A 19,909-nucleotide genomic window follows, 5' to 3' on the forward strand; every position below is an offset into this window, starting at 1 on the left:
TCACAGGAAAACACTACGGGTGTATAGCTTAAGCTCTGTTGGATTGAATACCTGTGGAGTTGTGTTCTCTCGGATGGTACGGCTGCCACCGCTGCCCTGCCGATCACCTTTGTCTGTTCAATCCTGGTAGCATTTTTTCAGTGAAGGGGTATTCGTTATGACGCCATCCTCTGCACCGGAACGTCCACGGACTACGTCTCGCCGATTAGACCGATCGTTGCTGATCTGGGTCGGCAGACTGCTTCTGCTCACAGCCGGGTGTGGTAGTGCCTTTCTGGGAGGGACCCTGCTTGCTGCGGTTTATCCATCAGAGGTTGCCACAGAACCGCTGGTCGAAAAACTCTTTCGCTTACTCCCCCAACCCGACCCTTTCCGAGTTACGCTGCCCAGTGACATTCTCTTTAACGATAGTCAGAGTCTGTTGCGATCAGGAGCCCAACCGATTCTGGACAGCATTTTACCCGAGCTCCAACCCTATCAGAAGGCCACGATTCGGATTGCAGCCCATACCGATGATATTGGCAACAGTCGAGACAATTCTGAACTATCCCTGCGGCAGGCCCTGGCCATTCGACAGTATCTTGCCAGTCGGGTGAAGGAAGGATATCACTGGGTAATTCTGGGCTACGGGAGCAGCTATCCCCTCACCGAGAACACCAGTAACTCCAATCGGCAACGCAATCGGCGAATTGAGATTACGATTGAGCCTGATTAGACATGGGTCATTGGATGCCTGATTTTGTCGCGGGGTTTTATTGGGGTCGGTCCCAACGAAACTGGCGATCGGACTCCTGAATTGGCACATCATTGATACTGGCTTCCCGGCGTTGCATCAGCCCATTGGGCGCGAACTCCCACTGTTCGTTGCCATAGGCGCGATACCGCTGGCCTGAATCCGTGTGATATTCATACTCAAATTTGACCGAGATCCGGTGGTCTGTGAAACTCCACAGTTCTTTCTTGAGGCGATAGTCCAACTCGGTATTCCACTTTCGGGTCAGAAATTCGCGAATCTTGGCCCGCCCGGTAAAAAACTCAGCCCGATTCCGCCAGACTGAATCTTCGGTGTAAGCCAGGGACACTCGTTCCGGATCGCGGGTATTCCAGGCATCTTCTGCTGCCTGCACTTTCGCCTTGGCAGTTTCGAGGGTAAAGGGAGGGAAGGGCGGGCGGCTGTCGGTCATGGTTCATAGTCTCCTGAATAGTAGGGAACAAGCGGCGTTGCCTGCAACGCCTGTACCGTAATCTCCATGGGGATCAGAGGGCAGAAGCATCATGCCCCTGCAGTTGTTGTTCCAGTTCTGCAATTCGAGTCTGCAAAGGCAGCAGCATCGTGGCCACTTCTGCTTCCGAGTAGCGAATGGGAATGTGCTGGGGGCAGTTTTCGCTGGTAGCCTCGACGTGAAAGAGAATGGCCCGTTCAATTTCAGCCGGGTAATCCGGCATACGGAGTTGCTCAATCAAAGCCGGATCTGTTTCTACAATGCGAGCCCGACCCCAGACCTTAATCCGTTGACGGTGACGATAGTCCATCAAAAACAGGAACGCCTTCCCCTCGCCAGATAAATTCCCCACCGTAATGTATTGAACATTCCCGGAAAAGTCAGCAAAGCCGAGGGTTTTCTCATCTAACACCTTCAGAAATCCCGGTGGCCCCCCGCGAAACTGAATGTAGGGGTAACCATTAGAACCAACGGTACCCAAGTAAAACCCATCCAGTTGGGCGATAAAGTCCTCCAGTTTTGGGGTGATGGAATCATGGGCAGGCCCATTGGCAATATAGCGCTCGTAGGTCTGCCGGGACCCGCGCTCCGTTTGCGCCGCCATCACCTCAGGGGTAAAAGCAATCTCTCCAAACTTGCGGGGCATGGTTCCTCCTATGCCGGTACGGGTGCTTCAATTCCCGCCATGCCAATGAATTTGGGCAGGTGTTTGATCCGATCAATCCAAGCCAGCAGATGGGGATAGGGGGCAAGGTCAATCTTGCCATCGGGAGCCAGGGCCACATAGGGGAACACGGCCACATCCGCGATCGTGGGATGGCCCAGTTCCAGCCAGTCCCGATCGGCCAGGTGGGTATTCAGTTGGGTGAGAATGAACGTTGACTTTTGCTGAGTTCGTTCCAGGTCGAGGTTAGTGACTTTGAACAGGTGATAGAGTCGGGCAGATTCAGGACCCTGACGCACCTCTCCCGCTGTTGTCGAGAGCCAGCGGATCACCTGCGCCAGAGGCAGAGCCTCCAGGGGCAGCCACTGGTCTCCACCATACTGCCGCGCCAGATACACCAGAATTGCCTGGGCATCCGCCAACACGATATCCCCATCGACCAGGACAGGCACCTGCCCAAAGGGATTGAGGGCCAGGAAATCAGGCTGCTTGTGGGCTCCTTTCAGCAAATCGACTTTAATCCACTCGTAATCCAAGTCCAGTAAGGACAGCATCAGTTTTGCTTTATAGCTGTTGCCAGACAGGTCGTGGCCATAGAGTTGGATCATGGGGACAGTCTCCATATAGGGGGGGGGATGAGCACCGAACGATCGGGATATGCTGACTGTACCGAACGTTCGGAACAATGTCAACCCACCAATAGGACGTGGGTTAACCCATGCATCAACCCGCGAACAGTCAACGGGATCTAGATCGAGGTTCCAGGTCCATGCGATCGAGTGCTGTCCCTGGTTCCCAGACTCTGGCTGGGAACCAGATGCTGCGACGCTGGATGATGGCAGGGGCACCCAGGCAGAGCCTGGGCGCTAGGAGACGGGGCGCTAGGAGACGGGGAGAAAATTAAATCCCCTCTCGGGAGGGGTGGCCCCCAGGGCAGGGGTGGGTATGGCCCCCAGGCAGAGCCTGGACGCTAGGAGACTACGGCAGTTCCCTGGGGTCCCTGGTTCCCAGACTCTGGCTGGGAACCAGATGCTGCGACGCTGGATGACGGCAGGGGCACCTAGGCAGAGCCTGGGCGCTAGGAGACTCGGAGTTTCCCCTTCGGAACTCGAACGATCTCCCTGTGAACTCGAACGATCGTACTTTGAACTCGGAGTTTTCCCTTCGGAACTTGAACGATCGCCCTTGAAACCCCAACATTGCACTTCTGAAGCCAAGCGATCGCCCTTTGCACTCGACGTTTTTCCTGCGGAACCTAAACGATCTCACTCTGAAGTCCAGCATTACAGCTCAGAACCTGAACCTGAACGATCGCCCTTTGCACTCGACGTTTCTGGTCCCTGGGGTCCCTGGTTCCCAGACTCTGGCTGGGAACCAGATGCTGCGACGCTGCGACGCTGGATGACGACATGGGCACCCAGGCAGAGCCTGGGCGCTAGGAGCCTGGGCGCTAGGAGACTACGGCAGTTCCCTGGTGTGTCCCTGGTTCCCAGACTCTGGCTGGGAACCAGATGCTGCGACGCTGGATGACGGCAGGGGCACCCCGGCAGAGCCTGGGCGCTAGGAGAGAGGGCCGGGATGGGTTTGGTGGCGCTACGCCACCTTAAAACTAGTCGTGATCCGCTGCATCGCAGCCTCCACATTCTCCCGGCTATTAAAAGCAGAAATGCGGAAATAGCCTTCCCCGGCTGCCCCAAACCCGGCTCCAGGCGTTCCCACCACGTTTACAGTCTGAAGCAACTGATCAAAGAAATCCCAACTGGATAGCCCCTTGGGTGTCTTCACCCAAACATAGGGGGCATTGACACCCCCATACACTTGCAAACCGGCAGCCGTCAGTTGCTCCCGAATCATCCGGGCATTATCCATGTAGAAGTTGACCAGGGCTTTGACCTGAGCCTGCCCCTCGTCGCTGTACACAGCCTCAGCCCCCCGCTGCACAATGTAAGACACCCCATTGAACTTGGTGGACTGACGCCGATTCCAGAGCTTCCACAGTTCCACATCCGATCCGTCAGCCGCCTTCCCGGTCAGGGTTTTGGGCACAACGGTGAGGGCACAACGGGTGCCCGTGAATCCGGCATTCTTGGAAAAGGAGCGGAACTCGATCGCGCACTCCCTGGCCCCTTCAATCTCATAGATGGAGTGGGGCAGGCTGGAATCGGTAATGAACGCCTCGTAAGCGGCATCAAAGAAGATGATCGATCCGTGGCTGCGGGCATAGTCTACCCAGGCTTGCAGATGATCGCGGGTGGCCACTGCCCCCGTGGGATTATTCGGGAAGCAAAGATAAATCAGATCGACCTTCTGGGTCGGAATTTCAGCCGTGAAGTGGTTCTCTGCTGTGATCGGCAGGTAGACCAGTCCTTCGTATTCCCCCCGATCGTTCACAGCCCCCGTATGGCCAGCCATGACATTGGTATCCACATAGACGGGATAAACCGGATCGGTAACGGCGATCGTATTGCGGTCCCCAAAGATATCGAGAATATTGCCGGTATCGCATTTGGAGCCATCGGAGATGAAAATTTCGGAGGCATCGACCTCACAGCCCCAGGCTTGAAAGTCGTGGGCCGCGATCTTCTCTCGCAACCAGGCATACCCCTGTTCGGGACCATAGCCCTTAAAGCCCGAGCGATCGCCCATTTCTTCCACAGCTCTGATCATGGCTGTCCGGCAGGCTTCTGGCAGAGGTTCCGTCACATCACCAATGCCCAGACGAATAATCTTGGCATCAGGATTCGCCTCAGCAAAGGCATTCACCCGACGGGCAATCTCCGGAAACAGGTAGCCCGCTTTCAGTTTGAGGTAATTGTCGTTAATGGTTGCCATGATGAACGGTTACAAGTTAGGTCCAAATTAAAGGTCGGCATTAATCATTATCATCATCGTTGCTGTCGTAACGGGAGCGACCCAGGGATTTGCAAATTCCCCGCTTGGAGGATTTGACAAACTGGCACAATTCCATCACCAGGGGGTCGGGGGCAAATTCTGCCTCCATGGCAGCTACTGCCTGAGATACAGTCAGCCCCGATCGATACAACAAGGAGAAAGCCCGCTTCAAGATTAATCGTTGCTCTGCCGTAAACCCGGCTCGTCGCAGGCCAATTACATTCAGGTTCAGCACCGTGTTCGTGCTGAGACTGCGGGTAATACAAAAAGGAGGCACATCCTTCTGGACGGCGGTGCCCCCGGCCATCATGGCCAGTCTGCCAATGCGGGTGAACTGATGCACCAGGCAATTGCCACTGATAAAGGCCCGATCGCCAACCTCGACATAGCCTGCCAGCAGGGCATTGTTCGCCACAATCACCTGGTTACCCAGTTTGACATTGTGGGCCAGGTGGCTGTAGGCCATCAACAGACAGTTGTGCCCCACCTCTGTGACGGAACCCGCCAGAGTTCCCCGATGGATCGTTGCGCCTTCCCGAATCACACAACCGTTCCCAATTCGGACATAGCTTTCTGCTTCTTGATAAGCCATATCCTGGGGCAAATCGCCGAGGACGGCCCCAGCATGGACTTGACACTCCATGCCCAGGGACGTATAGGGCAGAATCGTGACATGGGGACTGATGACACATCGATCGCCAAGCTGGACCTGGCGATCGATGTATGAAAACGCACCCACAACCACCCCCTCTCCCAGCACGGCATCCGGATGGATTACTGCCGTTGGATGAATGGTCATGGCTCTTCTCCCTGCAAACACAAAACTCTCAACACTCTATTTTCTGGTAAAGCTGCCCCAAGTCATAAGTGAATCTGAATATCAGCCTGATCTGGGTAAGGGGTAGGGTAGAATCTCTCTACTGTGTGCCACATCACATCATGGGATTTTCATGGAGCAATCTTCTACGCCACCTGATCTGCCAACAGAAGTCATTCTGACCCATTCCAGGCAGTCTCTGGGGCATGTGATATTAGACTGGACTCCCCAACCGGGTGCCTATCTGGACCTTGAAGGCAAGACCTACACTGTTCTGGAACGCCACCATCGCTATCATCTCAAATCTGGCCGCTATCGCCTGCAGAAGGTTGCCCTATATGTTCAATCAGCCCAGCGACCCAATGAAACCAGCCTGATCAACGGCCTCTGGGTGATCGGAGACGCTACATGCCGCTTCAATGCCCGTTCTGAAATCCTCCGCTGTGCGGTCCATCCTGAAGGCCCCTGTTCCGGGTGCCGCCATTATGAGCAGTAGCTTTCAATTACTGTAGCCGCTCTCCCGCCTGTAATCTGGCCCCATTGGCAAAATCCCAGCCGGACTGGATGCGCTTGCCAGAGGGCTGGACCTCTCGCAGCAGCAGCAACCCCTCCCCCGTCTGGACGATCGGGCCCAGGTTTTTCACCACCGCCACAATTGCCCCGGGTCGAAAAATAGTGCTGGAGAGGGCCGACCAATCCGACTCCAGAGCTGCCAGGGCTGGGGGAAGTTGGGACCAGAACCCAGGCCCCAGAGGTGCGGTAGCAATGACTTTGAGGGGCACATCCCGACAGACGGTCACACAGTCTGGGAAGAACCCCCGCACCTGATTGTGGAGGGCGATCGCCGATCGGGACCAGTCCAAGCCATAATCCTCCTTACGAATCAGGGGGGCATAGGTGGCCTGGGCGGCATCCTGTGGCTCGGGTTGAACCTGCCCAGCTTCCAGTTGCAGCAGGGTTTCCACCAGCAATGCAGCGCTGAGGTCAGCCAAAGTCTGGGCCAATTGATGGGCATTGTCCAGCAACGCGATCGGCACCGTTCGCTTCAACAGCATTGGCCCCGTATCCATCCCAGCATCCATCAGCATGGTCGTAATGCCTGTCTCCACCTCACCCTGATAGAGACACCACTGGATGGGGGCAGCTCCTCGATACTGGGGCAGAATCGAACCATGGGCGTTAATACAGCCCAACCTGGGCATATCCAGGATCTGCTGGGACAGAATTTGACCGTAGGCAATGACCACAAAGGCATCTGCCTGGGCTGCAACGAGATTGTCCAGTGTCTCAGGGTCTTTCTTGACGCTTTTGGGCTGCCAGACCGGGATGCCCTGCTCCACCGCCACAGCTTTCACAGGGGAAGGAATCAGGTCATTCCCCCGTCCCCGCCGCTTATCGGGTTGGGTGACTACCGCCACTACCTGAAATCGGTCATCCGCCAGCAGTTTCTGCAGGCTGGGAACGGAGAAAGTTGGGGTGCCAAAGAAGACAATTTTGATCATTTTGAAGATTCTATATCAATCGATAGTCTGCTGAACCTGATTGGGAGCATGTCACTTTTGCAGTGATGCTTTCTAGCCCTCATCCCCCAGCCCCTTCTCCCAAAAAGGGCGAAGGGGAGCCGAATCATTTCAAAGTCCCTCTCCCAAATTGGGAGAGGGATTTAGGGTGAGGGCAAAGGTGACATGTACCCGACCTGATTGACTGACAAAACTCCTGAAACCCTTAAAATCCACTAAGAAATGAGAATTAAATAAAGTAGGGGTTTGGGGGCAAAGCCCCCAAGCAGGGGCGTTGCCCCTGCACCCCAATGGTTCATCTTATTTAATTCGTGATCCTAAGTTGAAGTGAGATCCGAAACCCAAGGTAAACCCTTGACAAGGTTGGGTTTCGCTCTGCTCCACCCAACATGAACAGTTTTGTCAGTCAATCAGTTGCTCAACTTGAGTGAGGGTCTTAAAAGACTAGAGATCCCGATCGCTCTTCTTTGATCCGCCCAGCAGAATTTTTCAGTTATTGCGGGAACTGGGGTTTGACTAATTGTCTTTTGACAAGGGCTTTGGCCCCATGTTAAGCATCTATTGACAATGACATCTCGCATATTTGTTACTGAATCTTCATCGAAAAATGATCGGTACCGAAAAGAGGATTGTTTTCAGGAGATCCCAAGACAGAAAGACCTATTTCCCAGATAAAAAAATGATACAAAAAGTTTTTACTCATTGATTCGTAAATATTTAATCTTTATTTTAATGAACCCAGTCAGTCAGTTATTTAATTCAAAGACAAACAAGATTAATTGGTAAATCTAGCCAGGAAAATCCCGAATAAAGGCAGGTTTAGAAGGGATGAAGTTCTGTCCCAATTTGAGATTATTCCCTTCTAATTCATTGGTCCTCCCTTCATTTCTATGAGCAAGGCAATATGCGTAGCAAAACAGTGACTCAAAAGCAACTGTTCTGGATCTTGCTGCTGATGACATTGATCTTTTGTGTCTACATCAGCGGATTAACCCATGCCACGAACCACTTGGGGTATTAGAGAAATATTTCTAATCATAACGACCTGTTCAATCGAATACTCCAGGACATTATTAATAAAACTATAATTTTCCTAGAAAAAGCATCGAATACTCCAGGACATTATTAATAAAACTATAATTTTCCTAGAAAAAGCAAAGATTGTTCGATATCCTGAGGGGGAACAAATTACTGAATATCCGCCATAAAAGGATGCCAATGTTTGGTTTGAATATGCTGTCATTGGTATAGGAGAGCACAATGCTTGAAAATCTCCTGCCCCCCTTGAATGACCATAACTTGCCCTATCCTGACACCATCCATCCGATCGTCGTTCACTTCGTGATCGCCATGGTGTTATTTGCAGTGTTTTGTGATGGAGTAGGGTACTTCAGTCGCAATTCCAAGCTGTATGAAGTCAGTTGGTGGAACCTTTTTTTTGCCACTATTTCGATCTTTGTCGCCGTCATGTTTGGTCAGATTGAGGCTGGTTTAGCCCTTGCCTATCCAGCCTCTGAGTCCACTCTCAATTTGCATACCATCCTGGGCTGGTCCCTGTCTGGCATCATTGCCGCCATAACGGCCTGGCGTTACGTGCTGCGGTTGCGGGATCCAAAAACCCTGCCGATCGGTTTTATCGTCGTTGGCGTGGTGCTAACGGTTCTGGTGTGCTTCCAGGTCTATCTGGGGGATGAGTTGGTTTGGGTCTATGGGCTGCATACCGTACCGGTGGTGGAAGCGTTGAAAGAAGGAGTGCTGTGATGGGGGATGACTTGATTCGTCAGTTGGGGTCTCAATTGGGTGAAAATGGTCTGCCCTACGCCATTCCGATCCATCCTAACCTGGTTCATTTGACCCTTGGGTTGTTTATTATCGCGATCGCCTTTGACGTTGTCGGCGTCTTGTTTCCCCTGGAGCGGCCCATCTTTAAGTTTCTCGCCATTCCAGCGGCCCGTTCCAACTTCTTTGATGTGGGCTGGTACAACATGCTGGCGGCGGCTGTGATTACCTTTTTGACGGTAGCAGCCGGGTTTTACGAAATCATGCTGGCCCATCCCCCAGCGGATGTGACCAGTGCCTGGGGGTTGCAGGCTATGTCCACCCTGCTCTGGCATGGGGTGGGCGGGGTTTTCCTGCTGCTCTTTATTGTGGGGATGGCTGTGTGGCGCGGGTTTCAGCGCTACGTCTGGTTCAGTGATACCAGTCGTCAGGTGCAATGGAGCTATCTGCTCGTAGGCATTGGCATTATGGCGCTGATGTATGTTCATGGCACCCTGGGAGCGCAGTTGGCAGCAGAATTCGGAGTCCACAATACGGCTATTCATCTGTTGCGATCGGGCCAAGACCCCAATCAGGTACTGCAAGCCCTGGGGGGATTGTGATGAACCGGAAAACCCTGTTGACCCTGGGTGGGGTCACGATCGTCCTGGCTCTGATCAGCTTGTGGATGGGCCAGCAAGCCTATACTTGGTTTCCCCCGCAGGCAGCAGCCGAGGCCCAACTGGTTGATGACCTGTTCAGCTTTTTGGTGACCCTGGGCACATTTATCTTCCTGGGGGTGGTAGGGGCACTCACCTATGCCGTCTTGTTCCAGCGGGTCGGTCGGTATGACTTCAGCGATGGTCCCCCGATCGAGGGGAACATCACCCTAGAAGTGGTATGGACGGCCATCCCGATCGTACTGGTGATCTGGATTGCAGGCTACAGCTACCAGATTTATGACCAAATGTCGATTCTCGGTCCCATGGAACATGTTCACATGGGGATGGCAACGGCTGAGGCCGCGCCGCTCTCATCCGCAGACCAGTCGGTGGAGCGGATTGAGGTGCGATCGCGTCAGTGGGCTTGGGAGTTTTACTATCCAGAGCAGCAGGTCACCAGCACCGAACTGCACTTGCCCAATAACCGCCGGGTAAAGCTGGTGCTGCAATCGGCAGATGTGTTGCATGGGTTCTTTGTACCGGCCTTTCGGGTGAAGCAGGACATCATTCCTGGACGAGTGATTGATTTTGAGTTCACCCCAATTCGGGAGGGAACCTATCGGCTGCGTGACTCCCAATATAGTGGGACTTACTTTGCGGCCATGCAAGCTGATGTGGTGGTGGAGTCCCCAGCAGCCTATCATCAATGGTTGACCGCAGCAGCAGCCCAAACGCCAACTGCAGCAGCTAATCCAGCTTTTGAGGAATACAATCGGACCACCAAAGCAGCCATTAATCCAGGCTGGAAAACGGTCATCCCGGCTCCGCCCCCGATCGTTAACTATTCTGCCCAAGATTCCAGTGCAAAGGACAAACCCGTATGACTGACTCTTCTCTGGAAGTGATCCCGGCTCAGACTGAGCAACCGCTTCCCGACGCGCCGGACAACTGGAAACGCTTCTTCAGCTTCAGCACGGATCACAAAGTCATTGGCATTCAATACATCGTCACCTCCTTTTTCTTCTTTTTGGTGGGGGGTATCTTTGCCATGATTATCCGGGGCGAACTAATTACGCCAGAAGCCGATTTGCTCGATCGGCCCGTCTACAATGCCATGTTCACCATGCATGGAACCGTGATGTTGTTCCTCTGGACCTTTCCGGTGCTGGTTGGGTTGAGCAACTATCTGGTCCCCCTAATGATCGGGGCGCGGGATATGGCCTTTCCCCGATTGAATGCGGCGGCCTTCTGGATGGTGCCCGTGTTTGGGGTCATCCTGATGGCGAGTTTCCTAGTCCCTGGTGGGCCATCCCAGTCGGGTTGGTGGGCCTATCCTCCGGTCAGTTTGCAAAATCCCACCGGCAACCTGATTACGGGACAGGTGTTGTGGATTTTGGCGGTGGCCATTTCTGGTGTGTCGTCTATTATGGGGGCCATCAATTTTGTGACGACGATCGTCCGCATGCGCGCCCCCGGCATGACCTGGTTCCGGATGCCCGTCTTTGTCTGGACGGTGCTGAGTGCCCAGATAATTCAACTGTTCGGCCTGCCCGCCCTGACTGCCGGAGCGGTCATGCTGCTGTTGGATATTACGGTCGGCACCAGTTTCTTTGATCCGGCCAAGGGGGGCGACCCGGTGCTGTTTCAGCACTTTTTCTGGTTTTACTCCCACCCGGCAGTTTATGTGATCATTCTGCCGGTATTTGGCATTTTTTCGGAAATTTTCCCTGTTTATGCCCGTAAGCCCCTCTTTGGCTACAAAGTAGTGGCGATCTCATCGCTTGTGATCACGGGCCTGAGTGGTCTGGTGTGGGTGCATCACATGTTTGCCAGCGGTACCCCTGGCTGGATGCGGATGCTGTTTATGTTTTCCACCATGTTGATTTCGGTGCCCACCGGAATTAAGGTCTTTGCCTGGGTGGCCACGATTTGGGGGGGGAAATTACGGCTGGATACCCCCATGCTCTTTGGGCTCGGGGGCATGGTCATGTTTGTTTTTGCCGGAATTACGGGCATTATGTTGGCCTCAGTTCCCATTGATATTCATGTGAACAATACCTACTTTGTCGTTGGGCATTTTCACTATGTCATCTATGGGGCAGTGGTCATGGGGGTCTATGCTGCCTTCTACCACTGGTTCCCCAAAATGACTGGGCGCATGTACTCCGAGGGCCTGGGTAAGCTGCACTTTGTCCTCACCTTGATTGGGACGAACCTCAATTTCTTCCCCATGCATCCCCTGGGGCTGCAGGGCATGCCTCGGCGGGTGGCTTCCTATGATCCAGAGTTTGCCTTCTGGAATGTGCTGGCCAGCCTGGGGGCATTCCTTCTGGGCATGTCTACCCTACCGTTTATTTTGAATATGATCGGCTCTTGGGTACAGGGTAAACCAGCTCCAGGGAATCCCTGGCGGGCGATCGGGCTGGAATGGCTCGTTTCCTCCCCCCCCCCGGTTGAGAACTTTGAAGAGATTCCTGTGGTTGTAGCGGAACCCTACGGCTACGGCAAGCAGGAGCCCTTAATTGCCACAGATGTTCATTCCCTGGAGGCCAGCTCATGAGCAGCGCGAATTTTGATCCCTCCCTGGATGCCCATGCGCCTGGTCATGGGGCAGATCATCACCTGGAGGAGGCCGGAAATAGCCTGTTTGGCTTTATCGTCTTTCTTCTATCCGAGAGCGTCATCTTTCTCAGCTTCTTTGCAGGCTATATCGTCTACAAAACCACGACACCCGATTGGTTGCCCGCAGGAATTTCTGGGTTGGACATCCGCGATCCTGCGATTAATACCGTCGTGCTGGTCTCCAGTAGTTTTGTCATTTACATTGCGGAGCGCTTTCTCCACCGAAATCAACTCTGGGGCTTCCGCCTGTTCTGGCTGACCACCATGGCCATGGGGAGTTACTTCCTGTACGGGCAGGCGGTGGAATGGCAGAGTCTTAAGTTTGGGTTTACCTCTGGTGTTTTCGGTGGCACTTTCTACTTGCTGACGGGATTTCACGGCTTGCATGTGCTGACAGGCATTCTTCTGCAGGCCATTATGTTGATCCGATCGTTTCTCCCCGGTAACTATGACGCTGGTCAGGTGGGAGTGGAAGCAACATCCCTGTTCTGGCACTTTGTGGATGTCATCTGGATTATCCTGTTCATCTTGATTTATATCTGGCAGTGACCCCCTTCATGTCTTCCAGAGAGGAGCTGACATCATGATCATCGACGACGATCGCTACGACCTCATCATCATTGGCACGGGGGCAGGCGGGGGAACCCTGGCCTATAAACTGGCCCCCAGTGGGAAAAAGATTTTGATTCTGGAGCGGGGGGATTTCATGCCCCTGGAGGAGCAAAATCGTAGCAATGTCGATGTGTTTAAGAAAGAGCGGTATCACGCCTCAGAGCAGTGGTATGACCACAATGGAGAGCCTTTTTATCCCCAGACCAATTATGCGATTGGGGGCAATACCAAAATTTATGGCGCAGTCTTAATGCGCATGCGCGAACGAGATTTTGCGTCTGTGCCCCATCAAGAGGGGGTTTCGCCGGAATGGTGTCTCACCTATAACGACTTTGAGCCTTACTACACCGAGGCTGAACACCTGTACAAGGTCCATGGGCAGGCAACTGCCGATCCCACAGAGCCCCCCCATAGTGCTGACTACCCCTACCCAGCCGTGGAGCATGAGGCCCAGGTGCAGGAGGTGGTATCTGCGATCGCCCAGCAGGGTCTACATCCAACCCCCTTACCTGTGGGACTGACCCGCCAGGAGGATGACCCCACCAATGATGCGGAAGTGAGTGGGATTGCTCCGGCTTTGAAATATTCCAACGTCACCCTGAAAACCCAGACGCAGGTGGTTTGTCTGCACACCAATCCGTCTGGACGGGAGGTGAAAGCGGTGGAGGCTGAAGTGGATGGCAAATCCCATCTGTTTTTCGGGGATATTGTCGTGCTGGCCTGTGGGGCGATTAACTCGGCGGCCCTGCTGCTGCGATCGGGGAACGATACCTGTCCCAATGGGCTGGCCAATCAGTCTGGGCTGGTTGGGCGCAATCTGATGAAGCATCGGATTTCCTCGGTGGTGCAGCTCAGTGCCCCCAATTCGGGTCAGTTTCAACGCAGTGTCAGCGTCAATGATTTCTATTGGGGTGAAAAAGATTTTCCTTACCCCATGGGCCATATCCAAAATACCGGGGGATTGTTGCAAGATATTATCTTTGCCGAATCACCGCCGGTACTCTCTGTGTTGGCCAAGGTGATGCCCGGTTTTGGGCTGAAGCAATTGGCCACCCATTCGATCGGCTGGTGGGTCCAAACGGAAGACTTGCCCGATCCCAATAACCGGGTGTGGGTGGAAAAAAATAAGTTGTACCTGAATTACACCCCTAACAATACGGAAGCCCACGATCGGCTGGTTTATCGCTGGATCGAGGTGCTGAAAGGGGTCGAGAAAAACATGAAACAATCTGTTTTGCAGCGGAGCGGCCTTCATCCCAATGGGGAAGTTCCGATCCAAGTGGTGGCTAACCAATGTGGCACCTGTCGCTTTGGTCCCGATCCGGCCACATCCGTTCTGGATCCTTTCTGCCGCACCCACGCGGTGGACAATCTGTATGTCGTGGATGGGAGTTTCTTTCCTTCTCATGCAGCGGTCAGTCCGGCGCTGACCATTATGGCCAATGCGCTGCGGGTGGGGGACCATCTCCTTGATCGCTTGGGGGCTTGAAGACCTGCGATTCAGGGGGGCTTGCAACCGGCCTCCCTATGCACTGGCCCGCTGTTGGCGCAAGAAACTGCCAATTAAATAGAGAGAGCCACAGAGAACCACAGGATGCTGTTGGAAAGAGCGCGCATTCGGGCGATCGCAGGCGGCTGTCAATCCGGCATTCAAATCCGGATAAGCCTGACAGTGGCTCAGGGTGGGGCAGACCTCATGGGCCAGGGTGACCAGCTCGCTCAGATCGGCAGAACTGTGATCGGGAACAGGGACCAGGTACAGGGCATCTCCGGGACGGAGTAATTCCTCTAAAATTCCGGCATGGTCTTTCGTGGATAGCATCCCCATCACCCAGCGCACTGGCTGTCCCACCAACATCCGGCTATCAATAAACTCGCGCAGAACTGTAGCGGAGGGGCGGTTATGTGCCCCATCGATCAACAGGGGATGCTGATGCCAGGTGTTGTATTCCAGCCGACCGGGCCAGTGGGCTTTGGCCATGCCATCTGCAATGTCGTGGTTGGGAATATCCCATCCCTGATTCCGCAGGATCAGCAGGGCAGAAATTGCCAGGGCCGAGTTCATCAACTGCACCTTGCCATGCAGGGGCAAGGGATACTGGATACCGTGAAATTCTGCGATCGGCAGGGTTTTGTCCCAGGCGACATCCGTACTTTCGAGCCGCTGGATTTCCTTCTCCCAGCGGCCCATTTCCACGGCTGCTTCCGGCCAGGTTGCGGGGCAAGCCAGCGCATCAATGCGCTGACGAATCACCGTTTCTGCCTCCGGGGGCAAAGAGCCAACCACGGCTGGACAGCCGGGCTTTAGAATCCCGGCTTTCTCTGCGGCTATTTCACCCAGGGTGGAACCCAGGCGCTGCCAATGATCCCAGCCGATCGAGGTAATGATACTGACCAGAGGCCGATCGCACACATTGGTTGCATCCAACCGTCCCCCCAGACCGACTTCCATCACCGCCACATCCACATGGCGCTGGGCAAAGTAAAGCCAGGCTGCTGCCGTGATTACCTCAAACTGGGTGGGAGATGGACTGTCTGGGTCAATGGCTGCTTCAACTTGCGCCAGCAGGGGAAACAGTTGTTTGGCCCCAATCGGTTTCTCATTCAGACAGATGCGCTCATACCAGTCCACCAGATGGGGAGAGGTGTAGCGACCAACCCGATAACCAGCCTGAGTCAGGATAGCGGACAGGTAGGCGCAAACGGACCCCTTCCCATTGGTGCCCGCAACATGAATCACTGGCACCTCTCTATGGGGATTTCCCAGGGCAGCCAGCAGGTGCTCAATCCGTTCCAGACCCAGTTCAACCCCAAACTGGGCAAAGCGACCTAACCAGGTGTCAACATCTGTCAGGGTATACACTTGCTTCCTAAATCTTTAAGGGATGTATCAGCGGTTTTTAAAGTGTGTATGAGTTTGCAGACTCTGTCTCTATCCAAAACTAAAATAAAGGTAGAGCCTGAGTCTCAGGGAGGTCAACGATGTTAGTTATTTTAACGAGTGATCAGCTCATTCCTCCTGAGCGAGTTTGTCAAACCTGCCTGTTGGCCGATCGGACGGGCCATCCTCGCTGGCACCAGGGGCGGCTCTGGTGCGGTCATGCCCTCCATGGGCGTCAGGAGAACCTGCCCGAACAATATGAATGTCAGATGGGGTTCCGGATTGCTCGGATTGACTGAGCCAGGGTAATCAATGGCCACTACGCAGGACGAATCTTCCAGGACAATTTAAACTAGGGTATATTATTCATCCTGTCATTTTATTTAGGAGAGAAGGCATGACCTGGCGTGGATCCTCAACCCCTCAAGATCGGTTTTTTGCCTGTCTCCCCTACTTGCTTCCCCTGATTGAGGGATTGGTTTTTGGTACCTTTCTCGTGCAGCAATTTCCGGTTTTGGGCATTATTTTCCTGCCCCTCCTGCCTCTGATTCAACTTTATGGCAGTATTCCCTTTGCTGGGTTGGTCGTCTTTTTTGCCCTGTTTCTCCTGGTGGTCCGCAACGAGGGCATCAGCCATTTTATTCGCTTCAACACCATGCAAGCGATCCTGTTCGATATCATTCTGATTCTCTGCCTTTACATTGCCCAGTGGATTTTGCGGCCCGTGTTTGCAGGGGGATTTGTGACCCAGACCCTGTTTAGCGTGGTGTTTCTCGGCAACCTGGCGGCGATCGGCTACTCCATCTTCCAGACTGTACTGGGCCGGTATGCAGAGATCCCACCGATTTCGGATGCCGTTCACATGCAGGTCAGATAATCCCTCAAGCTTCGCCTGTGCCTGGATGAACCCTGATGGGATGCGTCCCTTACGGTGTATACGGATTTCGCAGATGCCGGGATCGGTCTGGTGGGCTGAGCCGATTCCAAGAATGCGCTGGTTGTGTAACCCATTCAAGCGGATTTGCTGGGGCCACGAGCGGTAAGATCCCCGACTCAACCCCAGCACTCCCATCAGACCATCTGTGCCAGGGGCATCAGCATCTAGGTGAGCTGTTAGCCTCAGACCTTTTCGCGGAGGAGGTCTGGAGGACGTGCGGTGTCCTCCAGCGGGGATTGCGGGGGGCTGGCCCCCTGAAACACAAAACCAACCGCTCAAACTTGTCATAGAAGTGGGTCATTTGCCTGGGTTGTGGCCATGGCTGCCCTCACCCCAAAGCCCTCTTCTAGAGGGAAAGGACTTAGGGTGAGGCAAGGAACGAACTCCCTTCAGAATGGCGGCTATCGGCTAATCACGGTATTTTCCAAGCAGCCAATTCCTTCAATCTCGATCCGGATCCGATCGCCCACCGCTAGGGGACCCACCCCTTCTGGGGTGCCCGTGAGAATCACATCTCCTGGCAGCAGGGTCATCACCTGGCTGATGTAAGAGACCAGCATATCGGGAGGGAACACCATCTGGTCGATCGCAGCAGACTGGACTGGTTCTTCCCCATCATTCAGATAGGTCTGAAGCTGGGCGGCAGGAGCCAGTTCCCGCACAATCCATGGACCCAGGGGACAAAAGGTGTTGAAGCCCTTAGCCCGAGTCCACTGTCCATCCCGCCGTTGCAGATCCCTGGCGGTCACATCATTGGCGATCGTATACCCCCAGATCTTGCTGTGGGTTTCCTCCGGGGGGCAATCCGTACAGGCTTCCCCAATCACCAGAGCCAGCTCTCCCTCATAATCCACCCGCTCAGACTGGGGAGGATAAATGATCTCTGACCCTGTCGCAATGACTGCTGTTGGGGGCTTGAGAAAGAGTAAGGGTTCCGAGGGGAGATCATGGCCCAATTCTGCGGCATGAGCCTTATAGTTCCGACCGATGGCGACAATTTTAGAGGGTGAACAGGGAGCCAACAAGCGATATTGTTCCGGTTCTATCTCTAACCCCGTCGGCTGGCCTTTCAACCAGGGTGGGGCATCCAGAACTTGAATGCTCCGACTGAGTTGCAGTAGACCATAGTAAACCTCACCCTGAAGCGTCTGCACTCGAACATAACGCTGAGCCATAGCAATAGCCTACTTACCTCTAAAAATGTGCGATTTGCTATGGCTAGGATAAAGCGGCTTGAGAGTCAGAGCAAGCCAGAGAGAATGGAACAAAGTGGTCTATAATGGAAATTCTGTGCTTCTTGCCCCATGAACACCATGAGGCCATTTAGTCCATAAGGAGACTTCGATGACGACTACGTTTATGTACGAGACCATGTATATCCTGCGTCCAGACCTGAGCGAAGAGCAGGTGGATCAGGCGATCACCAAGTATCAAACTTTGCTGCGAGAGCAGGGTTCTGAACTCCTGGAAACTCAACATCGGGGCAAACGGCGGCTGGCCTACGAGTTGAAGAAACATCGGGAAGGCATTTATGTGCAAATGAATTTTAAGGGTGAAGGTAAGGTGATTGCTGCGATGGAGCGAGCAATGCGCCTGAGCGAGGAAGTGATTCGGTATTTGACAGTCAAGCAAGAAATTCCTGCAGAAGAGGAGCCGATCTCGGCTGAAGAATAGATCCAAGCCGCAAGCATGGATTCAGAACCTGGAGGGACGTTGTAGGTAACGTCCCTCCCACGGTTTTAAAGGGATTTATGAATTGTTGCAATTGAAGGTTCGAAAGAAGGGTTCAAGCAGGTGTCAATTGCAAATTCAGATGGTACATTAGCGGCTACAGCGATATAGCGGAAAATTCGACATCCTTCGACCTTCCTGTTGCTGGCCCGAAAACCTTATGGGAGTTCAAACAACGTGACTCGAACCGACAACCCAACCCTCCAGGCGTTACAAGCCGAGGTCTTTCGTTTACGAGAAGAATTGCAAGTCCGCGATCAACTGGTGCAGCAACTCTCTCAGGAGTTGTTTCGCTTGGTTAAGGGCAATACGGCCTTTATGCCTGAGCCAGCCCTTTCTGAAAGCCACGCCGAGGAACTGCGGGTTTTGAGGGAGCAATTGCAGGGGGTGGAACAGCAGGTCGCTTTTTATCAGGAACAGATCACCAGTCGGGATACGGAAATCTACCAGCTTCGTCAGTCGGTCCAGGAACTGACCGATCGCTCTCGGATGCTGGAACAGGTTGTGCAGGAATTACCCAGGGTCTACAAACAGAAATTTGCCGAACGGATGGCCCCCGTTAAGCAAAAGGTGGCCCTGTTGCAACAGGAGAATCGTCGGCTCCATTCCGAATTGCAGAGTGTCAGCTATCGTCTGGCCGTGCGGAGTCGTCATGTCAGCCGGGTAGACCTGCCCAACTTCCCTCGATCGGGGGAGCCAATTCTGCCTAATTTTGGCACCTGAAGAGAAGGGCTAAACAGGCCAGCCCGTGGATGTTTGCAAGGTCTTGCAGTGTCTGAATCCCATATCACAACAGGGCGTGATCTCCGGCGCTTCGATCGGTTCGGGTCAGGGGGTTCTACCTGTTGTCATTGGGCCGCAGATAAATTGACAGAGATTCCCTGTCGCGCCAAGATGGGAAGAGGGATGAACTTTTATTAAGTCAAACACCATGGCGCTTGAGTTCCTGACAGCTGAAACCGTTGAGCAGATTGCTCAGGATTACGGGTACTGGGCTGTGTTTGCTGGTATTTTGCTGGAAAACTTGGGCTTACCGTTGCCAGGAGAAACCATTACCCTAGCGGGTGGATTTCTGGCCGGGAGTGGTCAACTCGATTACTGGTTTGTCTGGGGAAGTGCTGCTGCCGGAGCTGCCCTGGGCGGGAATTTTGGCTACTGGATTGGCCGCCTAGGTGGATGGCCTCTGCTGGTCCGGATCGGTCAGGTGTTCCGTTTCCGGGAAACACAATTGATAGACCTGCGGGAGAAATTCAGTCGCAATGCCGGTCGCACCGTATTTGTCGGTCGCTTCATCGCCCTGTTGCGGATCTTTGCCAGTCCCCTGGCTGGTATTGCGGGCATGCCCTATCTTCGCTTTACCCTTTACAACCTGACCGGAGCGTTGGCCTGGGCTTCTATCATGGTTACCCTAGCCTTCTTTGCTGGTCGGCTCATCTCCCTGGAACAGTTGATTACCTGGGTCAGCCAGTTTGCGGTTCTGGCGCTGGCGATCGCGATCGGGGTGATTGTGGTGCCTTTCTGGCTGGAGACCCGTCAGACTCGGGAAGCCTCCTCTGGTGAAGGTGAGGGTTAAACGAAGTGAGCCTGCTT

At 53.9% G+C, this 19,909-nt stretch carries 23 protein-coding genes; 14 read left to right on the forward strand and 9 right to left on the reverse strand.

The genetic code is table 11. The annotated features are described in order from the left end of the window. The first annotated feature begins 157 nt into the window (after window positions 1-157). Window positions 158-715: an OmpA family protein gene (locus BST81_RS03055; protein ID WP_083636629.1), complete on the forward strand. Its 558-nt coding sequence runs from the start codon at window positions 158-160 to the stop codon at window positions 713-715. 37 nt (window positions 716-752) lie between these two features. Here the strand turns inward: BST81_RS03055 and BST81_RS03060 are convergent, their stop codons facing one another. The 3 genes from BST81_RS03060 to BST81_RS03070 all read right to left on the reverse strand — a co-directional run bounded on the left by BST81_RS03060 (window position 753) and on the right by BST81_RS03070 (window position 2,495). Beyond that, the gene (locus BST81_RS03060; RefSeq protein WP_075597080.1) at window positions 753-1,184 is read right to left on the reverse strand and encodes a nuclear transport factor 2 family protein; all 432 of its coding nucleotides are present in this window, start codon (window positions 1,182-1,184) and stop codon (window positions 753-755) included. Window positions 1,185-1,257: 73 nt separating this feature from the next. Continuing rightward, window positions 1,258-1,869 (reverse strand): pyridoxamine 5'-phosphate oxidase family protein, encoded by a 612-nt coding sequence (locus BST81_RS03065; RefSeq protein WP_075597081.1) that lies wholly within the window; start codon window positions 1,867-1,869, stop codon window positions 1,258-1,260. 8 nt (window positions 1,870-1,877) lie between these two features. Then, complete coding sequence (locus BST81_RS03070) at window positions 1,878-2,495, reverse strand: glutathione S-transferase (RefSeq protein WP_075597082.1); 618 nt, start codon at window positions 2,493-2,495, stop codon at window positions 1,878-1,880. 110 nt (window positions 2,496-2,605) lie between these two features. Between BST81_RS03070 and BST81_RS27890 the strand changes: the two genes are divergently transcribed. Beyond that, on the forward strand, window positions 2,606-2,791 hold the full coding sequence (locus tag BST81_RS27890; protein WP_171974649.1) for a hypothetical protein: 186 nt from the start codon (window positions 2,606-2,608) through the stop codon (window positions 2,789-2,791). Window positions 2,792-3,142: 351 nt separating this feature from the next. Here the strand turns inward: BST81_RS27890 and BST81_RS27895 are convergent, their stop codons facing one another. The 3 genes from BST81_RS27895 to lpxA all read right to left on the reverse strand — a co-directional run bounded on the left by BST81_RS27895 (window position 3,143) and on the right by lpxA (window position 5,578). Continuing rightward, window positions 3,143-3,298: a hypothetical protein gene (locus BST81_RS27895; RefSeq protein ID WP_171974650.1), complete on the reverse strand. Its 156-nt coding sequence runs from the start codon at window positions 3,296-3,298 to the stop codon at window positions 3,143-3,145. Between the two features lie 182 nt (window positions 3,299-3,480). After that, window positions 3,481-4,719 carry an LL-diaminopimelate aminotransferase gene (locus BST81_RS03075; protein ID WP_075597083.1) on the reverse strand — a complete coding sequence of 413 codons (1,239 nt, stop codon included), beginning with the start codon at window positions 4,717-4,719 and terminating at the stop codon, window positions 3,481-3,483. Window positions 4,720-4,759: 40 nt separating this feature from the next. Next, complete coding sequence (gene lpxA / locus BST81_RS03080) at window positions 4,760-5,578, reverse strand: acyl-ACP--UDP-N-acetylglucosamine O-acyltransferase (protein ID WP_075597084.1); 819 nt, start codon at window positions 5,576-5,578, stop codon at window positions 4,760-4,762. 151 nt (window positions 5,579-5,729) lie between these two features. On the opposite strand from lpxA, the gene BST81_RS03085 reads away from it, so the two are divergent. Then, complete coding sequence (locus BST81_RS03085) at window positions 5,730-6,092, forward strand: DUF6464 family protein (protein ID WP_075597085.1); 363 nt, start codon at window positions 5,730-5,732, stop codon at window positions 6,090-6,092. Window positions 6,093-6,099: 7 nt separating this feature from the next. On the opposite strand, the gene fmt is transcribed toward BST81_RS03085, so the two are convergent. Further along, entirely contained in the window at window positions 6,100-7,098 is a 999-nt protein-coding gene (gene fmt / locus BST81_RS03090) for a methionyl-tRNA formyltransferase (RefSeq protein WP_216351192.1), read from the reverse strand. Between the two features lie 1,278 nt (window positions 7,099-8,376). Between fmt and BST81_RS03095 the strand changes: the two genes are divergently transcribed. The 6 genes from BST81_RS03095 to BST81_RS03120 are packed head-to-tail and all read left to right on the forward strand — an operon-like array spanning window position 8,377 to window position 14,259. Further along, the gene (locus tag BST81_RS03095; protein WP_075597086.1) at window positions 8,377-8,877 is read left to right on the forward strand and encodes a DUF2231 domain-containing protein; all 501 of its coding nucleotides are present in this window, start codon (window positions 8,377-8,379) and stop codon (window positions 8,875-8,877) included. After that, on the forward strand, window positions 8,877-9,497 hold the full coding sequence (locus BST81_RS03100) for a DUF2231 domain-containing protein (RefSeq protein WP_075597087.1): 621 nt from the start codon (window positions 8,877-8,879) through the stop codon (window positions 9,495-9,497). The genes BST81_RS03095 and BST81_RS03100 overlap by 1 nt, the downstream gene beginning before the upstream one ends. Next, a complete protein-coding gene (locus BST81_RS03105; protein ID WP_075597088.1) occupies window positions 9,497-10,420 on the forward strand; it encodes a cytochrome c oxidase subunit II in 924 nt (307 codons plus the stop codon). Before BST81_RS03100 ends, BST81_RS03105 begins: the two co-directional genes overlap by 1 nt. Next, complete coding sequence (ctaD, locus tag BST81_RS03110) at window positions 10,417-12,096, forward strand: cytochrome c oxidase subunit I (RefSeq protein ID WP_075597089.1); 1,680 nt, start codon at window positions 10,417-10,419, stop codon at window positions 12,094-12,096. The genes BST81_RS03105 and ctaD overlap by 4 nt, the downstream gene beginning before the upstream one ends. Continuing rightward, window positions 12,093-12,707: a heme-copper oxidase subunit III gene (locus BST81_RS03115; protein WP_075597090.1), complete on the forward strand. Its 615-nt coding sequence runs from the start codon at window positions 12,093-12,095 to the stop codon at window positions 12,705-12,707. The genes ctaD and BST81_RS03115 overlap by 4 nt, the downstream gene beginning before the upstream one ends. Window positions 12,708-12,741: 34 nt before the next feature. Beyond that, a complete protein-coding gene (locus BST81_RS03120) occupies window positions 12,742-14,259 on the forward strand; it encodes a GMC family oxidoreductase (protein ID WP_075597091.1) in 1,518 nt (505 codons plus the stop codon). A gap of 36 nt (window positions 14,260-14,295) precedes the next feature. Here the strand turns inward: BST81_RS03120 and BST81_RS03125 are convergent, their stop codons facing one another. After that, window positions 14,296-15,633: a folylpolyglutamate synthase/dihydrofolate synthase family protein gene (locus BST81_RS03125; RefSeq protein ID WP_253188064.1), complete on the reverse strand. Its 1,338-nt coding sequence runs from the start codon at window positions 15,631-15,633 to the stop codon at window positions 14,296-14,298. A gap of 119 nt (window positions 15,634-15,752) precedes the next feature. Here BST81_RS03125 and BST81_RS03130 point away from each other — a divergent pair, with 119 nt between their 5' ends. Continuing rightward, a complete protein-coding gene (locus BST81_RS03130) occupies window positions 15,753-15,950 on the forward strand; it encodes a hypothetical protein (RefSeq protein ID WP_075597092.1) in 198 nt (65 codons plus the stop codon). Window positions 15,951-16,048: 98 nt separating this feature from the next. Continuing rightward, window positions 16,049-16,528, forward strand: a complete 480-nt coding sequence (locus BST81_RS03135) for a Tic20 family protein (RefSeq protein WP_075597093.1) — start codon at window positions 16,049-16,051, stop codon at window positions 16,526-16,528. Window positions 16,529-16,989: 461 nt separating this feature from the next. On the opposite strand, the gene BST81_RS03140 is transcribed toward BST81_RS03135, so the two are convergent. Then, complete coding sequence (locus BST81_RS03140; protein WP_075597094.1) at window positions 16,990-17,763, reverse strand: fumarylacetoacetate hydrolase family protein; 774 nt, start codon at window positions 17,761-17,763, stop codon at window positions 16,990-16,992. Window positions 17,764-17,932: 169 nt separating this feature from the next. On the opposite strand from BST81_RS03140, the gene rpsF reads away from it, so the two are divergent. The 3 genes from rpsF to BST81_RS03155 all read left to right on the forward strand — a co-directional run bounded on the left by rpsF (window position 17,933) and on the right by BST81_RS03155 (window position 19,892). After that, window positions 17,933-18,262 (forward strand): 30S ribosomal protein S6, encoded by a 330-nt coding sequence (gene rpsF / locus BST81_RS03145; protein WP_075597095.1) that lies wholly within the window; start codon window positions 17,933-17,935, stop codon window positions 18,260-18,262. Between the two features lie 234 nt (window positions 18,263-18,496). Continuing rightward, complete coding sequence (locus tag BST81_RS03150; protein ID WP_075597096.1) at window positions 18,497-19,042, forward strand: Npun_F5560 family protein; 546 nt, start codon at window positions 18,497-18,499, stop codon at window positions 19,040-19,042. 208 nt (window positions 19,043-19,250) lie between these two features. Next, window positions 19,251-19,892 carry a DedA family protein gene (locus tag BST81_RS03155; protein ID WP_075597097.1) on the forward strand — a complete coding sequence of 214 codons (642 nt, stop codon included), beginning with the start codon at window positions 19,251-19,253 and terminating at the stop codon, window positions 19,890-19,892. Window positions 19,893-19,909 lie beyond the last annotated feature (17 nt).

Source organism: Leptolyngbya sp. 'hensonii', from assembly GCF_001939115.1.
GTDB lineage: Bacteria > Cyanobacteriota > Cyanobacteriia.

What these genes read in the sequence shown, in the direction of transcription:
- lpxA (WP_075597084.1), bottom strand. Translation starts at nt 5,578, where the DNA reads ATGACCATTCATCCAACGGCAGTAATCCATCCGGATGCCGTGCTGGGA.
- BST81_RS03095 (WP_075597086.1), top strand. Translation starts at nt 8,377, where the DNA reads ATGCTTGAAAATCTCCTGCCCCCCTTGAATGACCATAACTTGCCCTAT.
- BST81_RS03135 (WP_075597093.1), top strand. Translation starts at nt 16,049, where the DNA reads ATGACCTGGCGTGGATCCTCAACCCCTCAAGATCGGTTTTTTGCCTGT.
- BST81_RS03085 (WP_075597085.1), top strand. Translation starts at nt 5,730, where the DNA reads ATGGAGCAATCTTCTACGCCACCTGATCTGCCAACAGAAGTCATTCTG.
- BST81_RS03155 (WP_075597097.1), top strand. Translation starts at nt 19,251, where the DNA reads ATGGCGCTTGAGTTCCTGACAGCTGAAACCGTTGAGCAGATTGCTCAG.
- BST81_RS03065 (WP_075597081.1), bottom strand. Translation starts at nt 1,869, where the DNA reads ATGCCCCGCAAGTTTGGAGAGATTGCTTTTACCCCTGAGGTGATGGCG.
- BST81_RS27895 (WP_171974650.1), bottom strand. Translation starts at nt 3,298, where the DNA reads ATGTCGTCATCCAGCGTCGCAGCGTCGCAGCATCTGGTTCCCAGCCAG.
- ctaD (WP_075597089.1), top strand. Translation starts at nt 10,417, where the DNA reads ATGACTGACTCTTCTCTGGAAGTGATCCCGGCTCAGACTGAGCAACCG.
- BST81_RS03100 (WP_075597087.1), top strand. Translation starts at nt 8,877, where the DNA reads ATGGGGGATGACTTGATTCGTCAGTTGGGGTCTCAATTGGGTGAAAAT.
- BST81_RS03120 (WP_075597091.1), top strand. Translation starts at nt 12,742, where the DNA reads ATGATCATCGACGACGATCGCTACGACCTCATCATCATTGGCACGGGG.
- BST81_RS27890 (WP_171974649.1), top strand. Translation starts at nt 2,606, where the DNA reads ATGCATCAACCCGCGAACAGTCAACGGGATCTAGATCGAGGTTCCAGG.
- rpsF (WP_075597095.1), top strand. Translation starts at nt 17,933, where the DNA reads ATGACGACTACGTTTATGTACGAGACCATGTATATCCTGCGTCCAGAC.
- BST81_RS03075 (WP_075597083.1), bottom strand. Translation starts at nt 4,719, where the DNA reads ATGGCAACCATTAACGACAATTACCTCAAACTGAAAGCGGGCTACCTG.
- BST81_RS03105 (WP_075597088.1), top strand. Translation starts at nt 9,497, where the DNA reads ATGAACCGGAAAACCCTGTTGACCCTGGGTGGGGTCACGATCGTCCTG.
- BST81_RS03055 (WP_083636629.1), top strand. Translation starts at nt 158, where the DNA reads ATGACGCCATCCTCTGCACCGGAACGTCCACGGACTACGTCTCGCCGA.
- BST81_RS03060 (WP_075597080.1), bottom strand. Translation starts at nt 1,184, where the DNA reads ATGACCGACAGCCGCCCGCCCTTCCCTCCCTTTACCCTCGAAACTGCC.
- fmt (WP_216351192.1), bottom strand. Translation starts at nt 7,098, where the DNA reads ATGATCAAAATTGTCTTCTTTGGCACCCCAACTTTCTCCGTTCCCAGC.
- BST81_RS03130 (WP_075597092.1), top strand. Translation starts at nt 15,753, where the DNA reads ATGTTAGTTATTTTAACGAGTGATCAGCTCATTCCTCCTGAGCGAGTT.
- BST81_RS03115 (WP_075597090.1), top strand. Translation starts at nt 12,093, where the DNA reads ATGAGCAGCGCGAATTTTGATCCCTCCCTGGATGCCCATGCGCCTGGT.
- BST81_RS03070 (WP_075597082.1), bottom strand. Translation starts at nt 2,495, where the DNA reads ATGATCCAACTCTATGGCCACGACCTGTCTGGCAACAGCTATAAAGCA.
- BST81_RS03140 (WP_075597094.1), bottom strand. Translation starts at nt 17,763, where the DNA reads ATGGCTCAGCGTTATGTTCGAGTGCAGACGCTTCAGGGTGAGGTTTAC.